The sequence below is a fragment of the Micromonospora zingiberis genome, from assembly GCF_004331455.1.
Taxonomy (GTDB): domain Bacteria; phylum Actinomycetota; class Actinomycetes; order Mycobacteriales; family Micromonosporaceae; genus Micromonospora; species Micromonospora zingiberis.
In genome coordinates this window covers 175,676-187,403 of record NZ_SJJR01000011.1, presented here as the reverse complement: position 1 = coordinate 187,403, position 11,728 = coordinate 175,676, and the positions used below count along the sequence as shown (strand labels likewise).

Annotated in this window: 7 protein-coding genes and 2 pseudogenes; 2 read left to right on the top strand and 7 right to left on the bottom strand. The window is 69.7% G+C overall.

Annotated features, from left to right (window positions below; all coding sequences use genetic code 11):
• Positions 1-326: pseudogene (locus tag E0H26_RS18010) on the top strand (hypothetical protein); the annotation flags it as partial.
• A gap of 74 nt (positions 327-400) precedes the next feature.
• Here E0H26_RS18010 and E0H26_RS18005 read toward each other — a convergent pair.
• Genes E0H26_RS18005 through E0H26_RS17985 form a run of 5 tightly spaced genes read right to left on the bottom strand, consistent with a single transcriptional unit; the run spans position 401 to position 5,046 of the window.
• Positions 401-1,414: a branched-chain amino acid ABC transporter permease gene (locus E0H26_RS18005; protein ID WP_131304990.1), complete on the bottom strand. Its 1,014-nt coding sequence runs from the start codon at positions 1,412-1,414 to the stop codon at positions 401-403.
• The gene (locus E0H26_RS18000; protein ID WP_131304988.1) at positions 1,411-2,295 is read right to left on the bottom strand and encodes a branched-chain amino acid ABC transporter permease; all 885 of its coding nucleotides are present in this window, start codon (positions 2,293-2,295) and stop codon (positions 1,411-1,413) included. Before E0H26_RS18000 ends, E0H26_RS18005 begins: the two co-directional genes overlap by 4 nt.
• Before the next feature lie 7 nt (positions 2,296-2,302).
• Entirely contained in the window at positions 2,303-3,547 is a 1,245-nt protein-coding gene (locus tag E0H26_RS17995) for an ABC transporter substrate-binding protein (protein WP_131304986.1), read from the bottom strand.
• 58 nt (positions 3,548-3,605) lie between these two features.
• Complete coding sequence (locus tag E0H26_RS17990; protein WP_131304983.1) at positions 3,606-4,298, bottom strand: ABC transporter ATP-binding protein; 693 nt, start codon at positions 4,296-4,298, stop codon at positions 3,606-3,608.
• Complete coding sequence (locus tag E0H26_RS17985) at positions 4,285-5,046, bottom strand: ABC transporter ATP-binding protein (protein ID WP_131304981.1); 762 nt, start codon at positions 5,044-5,046, stop codon at positions 4,285-4,287. The genes E0H26_RS17990 and E0H26_RS17985 overlap by 14 nt, the downstream gene beginning before the upstream one ends.
• A 313-nt stretch (positions 5,047-5,359) precedes the next feature.
• Between E0H26_RS17985 and E0H26_RS17980 the strand changes: the two genes are divergently transcribed.
• On the top strand, positions 5,360-6,223 hold the full coding sequence (locus E0H26_RS17980; RefSeq protein WP_131304979.1) for an SPFH domain-containing protein: 864 nt from the start codon (positions 5,360-5,362) through the stop codon (positions 6,221-6,223).
• 487 nt (positions 6,224-6,710) lie between these two features.
• On the opposite strand, the pseudogene E0H26_RS17975 reads toward E0H26_RS17980, so the two are convergent.
• A pseudogene (locus tag E0H26_RS17975) lies at positions 6,711-7,742 on the bottom strand (aminotransferase class V-fold PLP-dependent enzyme); the annotation flags it as partial.
• A 307-nt stretch (positions 7,743-8,049) separates the two neighbouring features.
• Complete coding sequence (gene dnaE / locus E0H26_RS17970; RefSeq protein ID WP_131304975.1) at positions 8,050-11,583, bottom strand: DNA polymerase III subunit alpha; 3,534 nt, start codon at positions 11,581-11,583, stop codon at positions 8,050-8,052.
• Positions 11,584-11,728: the final 145 nt, after the last annotated feature.

The window sequence follows — 11,728 nt, the reverse complement described above, 5'->3', positions numbered from 1 at the left end:
ACGAGCGTGCCGCCGTGGTCGCGATCGCCACCTCCCTGCAGGAGTCGAAGCTGGAGAACCTCGGCCACCTCGGTGACCGCAACGACCACGACTCGCAGGGCCTGTTCCAGCAGCGCCCCTCCAGCGGCTGGGGCACGGTCGAGCAGATCACCGACCCCGAATACTCCACCACCGCGTTCCTCAAGGGCCTCAAGCAGGTCGACGGCTGGCAGGACATGCCGCTGACCAAGGCCGCCCAGACCGTGCAGGTGTCGGCGTACCCCGACCACTACGCCCAGTGGGAACAGCAGGCCGCCGACCTGGTCACCCAGCACTGGAACAGCTGACCCAGACCGACCGTTGGCCGGCACCCGTAACCGGGTGCCGGCCACCGGCGTGTCCAGGCCCTGGACGGGGCTGACTAACGGCGGCGGGAGGCCCGCCAGCGCTGCGCCAGCGCGGCCACGCTGCCCCAGATGCCACGCCGGAACAGCAGCACGACCAGGACGAAGATGCCGCCGGTCACCAGGCCGATCGTCTCGAAACCGGAGTACGACAGCCAGTCCTCCAGCCGGACCAGGATGGCCGCACCGAGCACGCCGCCCCAGAGGGTGCCGATGCCGCCGAGCACCACCACGATGACGGCCTTGCCGGAGGTGGTCCAGTGCAGTGCGTCCAGCGAGACGAACCGGTGTCCCATCACGAACAGCCCACCACCGAGGCCGGCGAGGAACGCCGAGAGGACGAACGCGGTGAGCTTGTAGCGGTGCACCGGGTAGCCGAGCGCCCGGGCGCGTGCCGGGTTGTCACGGATACCGACCAGGACGCGACCGAACGGCGAGTTGACGATCCGCCACGCGGCGGCCAGGCCGAGCAGCACGATGGGCAGTGCCGCGTAGTAGAAGTAGTACTCGTCGCGCAGGTCCAGGCCGAACAGCTCGCGCGGCACACTTTGCAGGCCGTTCTCGCCGCCGGTGAGGCTGCCCCACTTGTTCGCGATGTAGTAGATCATCTGCGCGAAGGCGAGGGTCACCATCGCGAAGTAGATGCCGGTGCGCTTCACCGCGAGATACCCGAGCGGTACGGCGAGCACGGCCGCCACCAGCGCCCCGGCCAGTACGGCGACCGGGAAGGGGACGCCGGCGTGGATGGCGACGAGTCCCGTCGCGTACGCCGACGTGCCCCAGAAGGCGGCGTGGCCGAAGGACATCAGCCCGGTGAAGCCGAGCAGCAGGTCGATGGCGACGGCGAACAGCGCCCAGCACAGGATGTCCACGGCGACCGCCGGGTAGAGCCCGTTGGGTAGCCACAACGCGACCGCCAGGCCGACGGCCAACAGTGCGTACCGCAGCCATCTGGGCGCGCGGGCGACGGTGGCCAGCCCGGAGGGCACCGTGGCGGCCGGGCTGGAACTGGTGTCGACGGTGCTCGTCACGCCGGTGCCTCCTCACGTCCGAACAGCCCGGCCGGGCGCCACAGCAGTACGACGGCCATCACGATGAACACCAGCGTCTGCGCCAGGATCGGTGCCGTCTCCGACAGGTACGCCTCGCCCCACGCCTGGATCAGACCGATGCCGAACCCGGCGGCGACCGAACCGAAGATGGAACCGAGCCCGCCGATCACCACGACCGCGAAGACCACGATGATCAGGTCTGCGCCCATCAGCGGGTTGACCGCCCGCATCGGTGCGGCGAGTACCCCGGCGGCGCCGGCCAGGGCGATGCCGAAGCCGAACACCGGGGTCACCCAGCGCCCGACGTCGATGCCGAACGCCCGGGTCAGTTCCGGTCGCTCGGTCGCGGCCCGGACCACCATGCCGATCCGGGTGTGGGTCAGCAGCCACCACACGCCGAGACAGGCCAGGATGGCGAAGCCGAGCACGAAGACCCGGTACGTCGGGAAGGTGAACAGGCCGAAGTCGACCGAGCCCTGCAATCCGGCCGGGGTGGTGTACGGGCTGGACTGCACGCCGTACCGGCTGCGGACCAGGTCCTGCAGGATCAGCGTCAGCCCGAAGGTGAACAGGAAGTTGTAGAGCGGATCCAGCCGGGTCAGCCGGTGGATGAATGCCCGTTCCAGCGCCATCCCGAGCAGGCCGAGCGCCGCCGGCACGATCACCAGGGCGCCCCAGAACGGCACCCCGACCTCGGTGAGCAGCACGTACGCCCCGAAGGCGCCGAGCATGTAGAAGGCGCCGTGCGCGAAGTTGACCACCCTCAGCATCCCGAAGATGACCGCGAGCCCGAGGGCGAGCAGGGCGTAGAACGCCCCGCCCACCAACCCGTTGAACGTGTGTTGCAGGAATCCGCTCATCGCCTGGTCACATCGTGCAGTCGGCCGAAGGGCTGGCGAACGCCTGTTCGGCGGGAATGGTCTTGAGGATCTTGACGTAGTCCCACTCCTCCGTCACCTCGGCGGCCGGCTTGACCTCGGCCAGGTAGGCGTCGTGGATGACCCGGTGGTCCTCGGCACGGATCTTGCCGTTGCGCAGGAACACGTCGTCGATCGTCTTGCCTTCGAGGTGCGCGACCACCTGGTCGGCGTCGTCGGTGCCGACGGCCTGCACGGCCTCCAGGTACTGCAACGCCGCCGAGTAGTTCGCCGCGTGGGCGAAGGTCGGGCGGGTGCCGGTGACCTGCTGGAACCGGTCGGCGAACTCCCGGTTGCGCTGGTCGAAGTTCCAGTACCAGGCGTCGGTGTAGGTGGTCCCGGCCAGCGCGGCGGGGGTCAGGGAGTGGATGTCGGTCAGGAACATCAGGCCGACGGAGAGGCCGACGCCCTTCTCCCGCAGCTTGAACTCGTTGTACTGCTTCACCAGGTTGACTAGGTCGGCGCCGGCCTGCATGGTGCCCAGCACGTCCGGCTTCGGATCCAGGGTCGGGGCCTTCAGCAGGAAGGTGGAGAAGTTGTCGTTGGGGAACGGCGTCGGGTCCTTGCCGACGATGGTCCCGCCGGCCTGCTGTACGGCCGCGGAGAAGCTGCGCTCCATGTCCTGGCCGAAGGCGTAGTCCGGGTAGACGATGTACCAGTTCTTGGCACCCTGCTCGGTGACCGTCCGGCCGGTGCCGTTGGCCAGCATGTAGGTGTCGTAGGCGTAGTGGAAGGTGTACTTGTTGCAGGCCTTGCCGGTCAGCTCGGTGGTGGCGCCGGTGATGTTGAAGTAGAGCTTCTGCTTGGCCTTGGCCACGTCGGCCACCTTGAGCGCGGCCGAGGAGGTGGGCACGTCGAAGATCACGTCGGCGGACCGGCGGTCGTACAACTCGGCGGCCCGGTTGTTGGCGATGTCGGGCTTGTTCTGGTGGTCGGCGGACTCGACGCTGATGTTGTCGGTGATCACGCTGGCGCCGTGCTTGGCCTTGAAGTCGGCGATGGCCATCTCCACGGCCTTCACCGAGTTGCGGCCGGACAGTTCGGAGTAGACCCCGGACTGGTCGTTGAGCACACCCAGCACGATCTTGTCGTCGGTCAGCTTCGAGTCCGCTGAACTTTGCGGTCCGCCACCGCCGCAGCCGGTGATCAGCAACGCGGCGGCGGAGACCGCCGCCAAACCTGTCGTCCTGCGCATGCCCGTCCCTCCATGTCCGCGCCTCGGCGCGGTTCACCGTCCAGTGGGAAAAATCCGTTCAGATGCCGAGGTACGACAGCAGCTCGCGCTCGCGCGAGCGCACCTCGGAGTTGTCCAACGCCTCGACGACGCGTCCCTCGGCCAACAGGTAGTGACGATCGGCGACCCCGGTGGCGAAGTGCAGGTTCTGTTCCACCAGCAGCACGGTCACGCCGTGCTGCTTGGCCTGGCGCAGGATCTCGCCGACCTGCTGCACCAGCAGCGGGGACAGCCCCTCGGTCGGCTCGTCACAGAGCATCAACCGGGCGCCCATGCGCAGCACCCGGGCCAACGCCAGCATCTGCTGTTCGCCGCCGGAGAGCATGGTGGCTGCCGAGTCACGCCGCGCGTAGAGGGCGGGGAAAGCCTCGTACACCCGCTCCAGCGACCATGGCTGCGGGCCCACCGCCGGCGGCAGCGTGAGGTTCTCGGTGACGCTGAGCGTGGCGTAGCTGCCCCGGTCGTCGGGCACCCAGCCGAGCCCGAGCCGGGCCCGCCGGTGGGCCGGCAGCCGGGTGATGTCCCGCCCGTCGAGTTCCACCGTGCCGCGCTGGCCGGCGTGCAGCCCCATCACGCAGCGCAGCAGGGTGGACTTGCCGGCACCGTTGCGCCCGACCAGGGTGACCACCTCGCCGGTGGCGACCTGCAGGCTGACGTCCCGTAGCACCTGCGCCTCACCGTAGGCGGCGGACAGGTTCTCAATGCGCAGCATCGGTGGCTCCCAGGTAGGCGGTGATCACCCGTTCGTCGGCACGGACCTGCTGGTAAGGGCCCTCGACGAGGACCCGACCGGCCTGCAACACGGTGACGGTGTCGGCGAGCCGGCCGACCACGCTCATGTTGTGCTCGACCATGACCACGGTGCGGCCGGCGCGGACCCGCCCGATCAGTTCGACGGTGCGGTCGACGTCCTCCAGGCCCATGCCGGCGGTCGGCTCGTCCAGCAGCAGCACCTTCGGGTCCAGGGCCAGCGCGATGGCCAGTTCCAGGGCCCGCTTGCGCCCGTACGCCAACGCCTCGGCCGGTGCCTCCGCCAGCTCGGCGAGGCCCACCATGTCCAGCAGTTCGTCCGCCCGGTCGGCGTAGCGGGACATCAGTTTGGCCGAGCGCCAGAACCGCCAACCCAGCCCGCTCGGGCTCTGCAACGCCAGCTCGACGTGCTCACGGGCACACAGCTGCGGGAAGAGGCTGGTGATCTGGAACGAGCGGGCCACCCCGAGTCGGGCGACCCGTTCCGGGGGCAGGCCGGTGACGTCCCGGCCGTTGAGCTCGATCCGTCCCGCGGTGGGTCGCAGGAAGCCGGTGAGCAGGTTGAACAGTGTGGTCTTGCCGGCGCCGTTCGGCCCGACCAACGCGTGCACGCTGTCCGGCGCGATGTCGAGGTCGACCGCGTCGACCGCTCGGAAGCCCCGGAAGTCGCGGGACAACCCGCGCGCCGAGAGGATCGCCTGCCCGGTCATCGCCCATCCTTCGGTCACCCGCGACGACCAGATCGGTGACCGGGGTCACAGGGCCGCCACGTGCAGGAAACCTACGGGGCGGCCAACGAGTCGATCTATGTCGATGGTCCCTATATTTGGGACGTCCGATGCATGTATCGCCGCCACCTCGGCAATCCTTCTGGCGGCCGACCGACGCAGTCGATGTAGGCCGTTCACGCCAACCCGTCGGCGGACATGTGCCGGCCCCACCCACCGTGGGCCACCGGCCCTTGCCCGGGGCCGCTAGGTTGATGATCCACTCAGCCTGATCGCCCCGGAAAGGTCCGTACCCATGCCCTTCGGCTTCATCCTCGCGATCGTCACCGCGATCATCGCGGCCATCGCCGTCGCCGTCGCCCTGCTCGGCGCGCACCGAAGCGTGCGGCAGATCGGCGCCCTGACGGCGGTCACCGCCCTGGCCGCGACGCTCCTGCTCACCATCGCGTCGAGCGCCCACTCGGTGCCGATCCGCTCGGTCGGCATCGTCACCAGCTTCGGCAAGCCCACCGGCGAGGTCACCGGTTCGGGCCTGAAGTGGGTCGCACCGTGGCAGCGGGTCGGCGAATGGGACGCCGGGCGGCAGAAGTACGACCACATCGGCAGCGACAACTGTGTCCGGGTGCGTACCGGCACCCTCGCCGACGCCTGCGTCGAGCTGCTGGTCGAGTGGCAGGTCCGGCCGGAGAACGCGCCGCAGCAGTTCATGGACTACAAGGGCGACTTCGGCAGCTTCCGGGGGCAGCGGGTCGGCGTTCAGCTCGACAGCGCGGTGAACGACGCCTTCGCCTCCTACAACCCGCTGGAGCGCATCGACGCGAAGACCGGCAGCCTGAACGTCGACCTCAAGCCCTTCGCCGAGAGCATCAAGACCAGCGCCGATGCCCGGCTGGCCAGCGACGTCGACATCCTGTCGGTGACCATCACCCGGGTCAACCACGACGACAAGACCGAGGGCAACATCAAGGCGTTCCAGGACAAGCTGGCCCAGACCCGCAACCTCGAACAGGACCGCCGCAACGCCGAGATCCAGAAGGAGATCACCGAGACCAACGCCAAGGTGGACAAGGTGACCCGCTGCCTGGAGATCGCCGAGAAGAACGGCAGCTCGCCGGGGCTGTGCATCAACCCGGGCATCGTCACCGGCTCCGCGAAGTAAGAGCGACCGGCAATTGGTGGTGGTGACGCAGCGGGAGGTCGAGCGGCCGGGCACATGCCCATGGGCCCGTCACTGACCCCAGGCAACCATCTGGCAGGCTCGCTGCCCCGCCAAGGCATCCGAGATCTTGGTACGAGTGCGCCCCTCAAGGGGCAGATTCGTACCAAGATCTTCCCCGCCCTGGGTGGCGGGCTGGCTATCAGGACGTGTCGGCCTATTGCCGGTCGCTCTAAGCCCGGCGCCCTCGCCGACCGGCCACCGGCCCGCCCCGAGCGGACCCGGCTGCCGGCGAGGGCGCCGCCGGCCGGTCAGGGCGCCGCCGGCCGGTCAGGGCGCCGCCGGCCGGTCAGGGCGCCGCCGGCCGGTCAGGACGCCCCAGACCCGGCGAGGCACGCTGGTCAGGGCGTCCCGGAGCCGGCCCGACTATCGGCGAGGCGCGCTGGTCAGGGTGCCTTGGAGCCCGGCCCGGCTGCCGGCGAGGGACGCTGGTCAGGGCGTCGAGCGCGAGGTCGACGTCCTGCTCGGTCGAGTAGAGGTGGAAGGAGGCCCGGACCTTTCCGGCCCGTACCGCCGCGCGGACCCCGGCCCGTTCGAGCTTCTCCTGCGCCCCGGGAACCTGCACGGTGACGATCGCGCTGTCCCCCGGCGGCTGGCCCAGCCCGGTCAGGAACCGGTTGGCCAGCGCCACGTCGTGCGCGTGCACCGCCGGCACCCCGATCTCCAGCAGCAGTTCCAGCGCCGGGGCGGCGCCGACCCAGCTGAACCAGGCCGGCGAGATGTCGAACCGGCGGGCGTCGTCGGCCAGCCGCAGCGGCGGACCGTAGTAGGCGGCGTGCGGGTCACGGCCGGCGAACCAGCCGGCGGCATCCGGCCGCAGCCGGTCGCGCAACGCTGGCGTCAGGTAGCCGAAGGCGGTGCCCCGGGGGCCCATCAGCCACTTGTACCCGCCGGCCACCACCACGTCGGCCCGGGCCGCGTCGAACGGCAGCCAACCGCACGCCTGGGTGGCGTCGACCGCGACCAGCGCGCCGTACGCCCGGGCCGCCGCGACGATGTCGTCGTACGCGGCCACCGTGCCGTCGGCGGACTGCACCAGGCTGAACGCCACCAGATCGGTGTCGGCGTCGATCGAGGTGGCCAACTCGGCCAACGGCACGGTGCGAACCTCGACGCCCCGGTCCTCCTGCACCAGCCACGGGAAGAGGTTGGAGGTGAACTCCACCTCGGGGACGACCACCCGGGCACCGGCGGGCAGCGCGGCGGCGACCGGCGCCAGCAGTTGGGAGACGGTGGCGCCGACCGCCACGTCGACCGCCGGCACCCCGACCAGCCGGGCGAACGCGGCCCGGGACTGCTCGGTCGACTCGCCCCAGCGCTCCCACGACATCCGTCCCGCGCGCCAGCCGGCGAGCGCCTCCTGCAGGGCCTCCCAGGCCGGGTCGGGCGGCAACCCGTAGCTGGCGGTGTTCAGCCAGCCCGGCTGCGGTTGCCACAACTTCTGCGCCTGCTCCAGTTCCACGCCCACCGACGCTAATCGCCCCACCAGCCCCTGCCGAACGCCAATCCCGACCCCCTGGCCCCCGGTCCCGGCCCTCGGGCCCTCCGTCCCCGGCCCCCGGCCCCGGCCCCCGGCCCCGGCCCCCGGCCCCGGCCCCGGCCCCCGGCCCCCGGCCCCCGGCCCCCGGCCCCAGGCCCCAGGCCCCAGGCCCCAGGCCCCAGGCCCTCAGCGCATGATCGACACCGTTTCGGCGAAGTGGCGGTGTCCCGGCCGGCGGGTTACCGCCGTTCCACCGCAACGGTGTGGATCTCCGCTCGGCCGGCGGGGATCAGCTGACGTTGGCAGGGCCGAGGACGCTCTTCAGGTCGGCCATCAACGCGGTGGTCGCCGCCACCCGCACCGGGCCGAGCCGCAGCAGGGTGGTCCGGCTGCCGTTGAGCAGCTTGACGTGCACCTCGGCGTCGCCCGGGTGCAGCACCAGGGTCTCCCTGAGCCGTTCCACCAGCGGCGGGGTGCACCGGGTCACCGGGATGGTCAGGGTGACCGGCTTGTTGGTCGCGCTCATGGAGACGTCGGGCAGGGACATGTCCATGGCCATGATGCGGGGGATGTCGTCACGCCGGTCCACCCGCCCCTTGACCACCACGATCGCGTCCTCGGCGATGTACTGGCCGATCACCTCGTAGGTGTTCGGGAAGAACAGCGTCTCCACCCCACCGGCCAGGTCCTCCAGGGTGGCCGAGGCCCACGCCCGGCCCTGCTTGGTGACCCGGCGCTGCACCCCGGAGAGGATGCCGGCGAGGGTGACCACCGCGCCATCGGGCACGGTGCCCTCCTCGGAGAGGGAGGCGATGGTGCAGTCGGCCGCCGGGCCGAGGATGTGTTCCAGGCCGAACAGCGGGTGGTCGGAGACGTACAGGCCGAGCATCTCGCGTTCGAAGGCGAGCTTGTCGCGCTTGTCCCACTCGCCCTCGGCGATGGTCGGCATGACCGTGGTGTTGGTGGCCGTCTCGGTGTCACCGAAGCCCGCCCCGAACAGGTCGTACTGCCCGACGGCCTCCTTGCGCTTGACGTCGGCGTACGCGTCGATGGCGTCGGCGTGCACGGCGAGCAGGGCCTTGCGCGGGTGTCGCATCACGTCGAAGGCGCCGGCCTTGATCAGGGATTCGATCGTCTTCTTGTTGCAGACCACCGCGTCCACCTTGGACAGGAAGTCGTAGAAGTCGGCGTACTCGCCCTTCTCGTCACGGCAGCGCATGATCGAGGTGACCACGTTCGCGCCGACGTTGCGGATCGCGCCGAGCCCGAAGCGGATCTCCTTGCCGACCGGGGTGAACGGCCCGGCCGAGGTGTTCACGTCCGGCGGCAGCACCTGGATGCCCATCCGCCGGCACTCCGACAGGTAGAGCGCCATCTTGTCCTTGTCGTCGCCGACGGAGGTGAGCAGCGCCGCCATGTACTCGGCCGGGTAGTGCGCCTTCAGGTACGCCGTCCAGTACGACACCAGGCCGTACGCGGCCGAGTGCGCCTTGTTGAAGGCGTACCCGGCGAACGGGACCAGCACGTCCCAGACCTTCTGGATCGCCTCGTCGGAGTAGCCGTTTTCGCGGCAGCCGTCCCGGAACGGGCCGAACTCCTTGTCGAGGATCTCCTTCTTCTTCTTGCCCATCGCCCGGCGCAGCAGGTCGGCCTGACCGAGGGTGTACCCGGCGAGGATCTGCGCGGCGCGCTGCACCTGCTCCTGGTAGACGATCAGGCCGTAGGTGGGGGCGAGGATCTCCCGCAGCGGCTCCTCCAGCTCCGGGTGGATCGGGGTGATCTCCTGGAGGCCGTTCTTGCGCAGCGCGTAGTTGGTGTGCGAGTCCACGCCCATCGGGCCGGGCCGGTACAGCGCCAGGACGGCGGAGATGTCCTCGAAGTTGTCCGGCTTCATCATCCGCAGCAGCGAGCGCATCGGCCCGCCGTCGAGTTGGAACACGCCCAGGGTGTCGCCCCGGGACAGCAACTCGTACGCGGCCTTGTCGTCCAGCGGCAGGGCCAGCAGGTCCAGCTCCCTGCCGTGGTTGAGCCCGATGTTCTTCACCGCGTCGTCGATGATGGTCAGGTTGCGCAGACCGAGGAAGTCCATCTTCAACAGCCCGAGCGACTCGCACGTCGGGTAGTCGAACTGGGTGATGATCACCCCGTCGGAGTCGCGGCGCATCAGCGGGATGTGGTCGACGATCGGCTCGGCGGACATGATCACACCGGCGGCGTGCACGCCGGTCTGCCGGATCAGCCCCTCGATGCCCCGGGCGGTGTCGATGACCTTCTTGACGTCGGCCTCGGACTCGTACATGCCGCGGATCTCGCCGGCCTCGGCGTATCGCGGATGCTTCGGGTCGAAGATGCCTTCGAGCGGGATGTCCTTGCCCATCACGGCCGGCGGCATGGCCTTGGTGATCCGGTCCCCGACCGCGTACGGGTAGCCGAGCACCCGGGCCGAGTCCTTGATCGCGGCCTTCGCCTTGATGGTGCCGAAGGTGGCGATCTGCGCGACCTTGTCCTCGCCCCACTTGTCGGTGACGTACTTGATCACCTCACCGCGCCGACGCTCGTCGAAGTCGATGTCGACATCGGGCATGGAGACGCGCTCGGGGTTGAGGAAGCGTTCGAAGATCAGCCCGTGTGGGATCGGGTCCAGGTCGGTGATGCCCAGGGCGTACGCGACAAGCGAGCCGGCCGCCGAGCCACGGCCCGGACCGACCGCGATGCCCTGGTTCTTGGCCCACTGGATGAAGTCGGCGACCACGAGGAAGTACGACGGGAAGCCCATCTGGATGATGACGCCCAGCTCGTACTCGGCCTGCACGACGTGCCCCTCGGGGATGCCTGCCGGGAAGCGGCGGGCCAGCCCGGCGAAGGTCTCCTTGCGGAACCAGGACTCCTCGGTCTCGCCGTCGGGCACCGGAAAGCGCGGCATCAGGTTGTGGAACTCGAACATCCCGGCCGGGTCGACCCGCTCGGCCACCAGCAGCGTGTTCCGGCAGCCCTCCAGCCAGACGTCGGAGTTGTCGACGCCGCGCATCTCGTCGGCGGACTTGATGTAGTAGCCGCTGCCGCCGAATCTGAACCGGTTCGGGTCGGCGACGTTGCTGCCGGTCTGCACGCAGAGCAGCACGTCGTGCGCCTCGGACTGCGCCTCGTGGGTGTAGTGCGAGTCGTTGGTGACCACCGGCGGGATGCCGAGTTTGCGGCCGATCTCCACCAGTCCCTTGCGGACCTTCGTCTCGATGTCCAGGCCGTGGTCCATCAGCTCCAGGAAGTAGTTTTCCTTGCCGAACATGTCCTGGTACTTCGCGGCGGCCTCGAGGGCCTGCGCGTCCTGGCCGAGCCGTAGCCGGGTCTGCACCTCGCCGGAGGGGCAGCCGGTGGTGGCCATCAGCCCGTCGGCGTGCTGGGCGAGCAACTCTGCGTCCATCCGCGGCCACTTGACGAAGTAACCCTCGGTGTATGCCTTGCTGGTCAGCGTGAAGAGGTTGTGCAGGCCGGTCTTGTTCCGCGCCCAGATCGTCTTGTGGGTGTAACCGCCACTACCGGATACGTCGTCGCCCTTCTGCTCCGGGCGGCCCCACCGCACCCGCTTCTTGTGGAAGCGCGACTCCGGCGCCACGTACGCCTCGATGCCCAGGATCGGGGTGACCCCGGCGGCCATCGCCTGCTTGTAGAAGTCGTTCGCGCCGTGCATGTTGCCGTGGTCGGTCATCGCCACCGCCGGCATTCCCTGCCGCTTGACCTCGGCAAACAGGTCCTTGAGCCGGGCCGCCCCGTCGAGCATCGAGTACTCCGTGTGCACATGCAGATGCGCAAACGAATCGCCCATACGAGCCCCCCGGGTCAAATGATCGAGTCGGTCGCCCCACCCTATCGCCGCCCCCGTACCCCCCACCCCCACGCCACACCCGCCCCTCCTCCCCCACCCCTCCCCACCCCGTCGATCTTGCACTTTCGGTCGCCGAAACACCCCC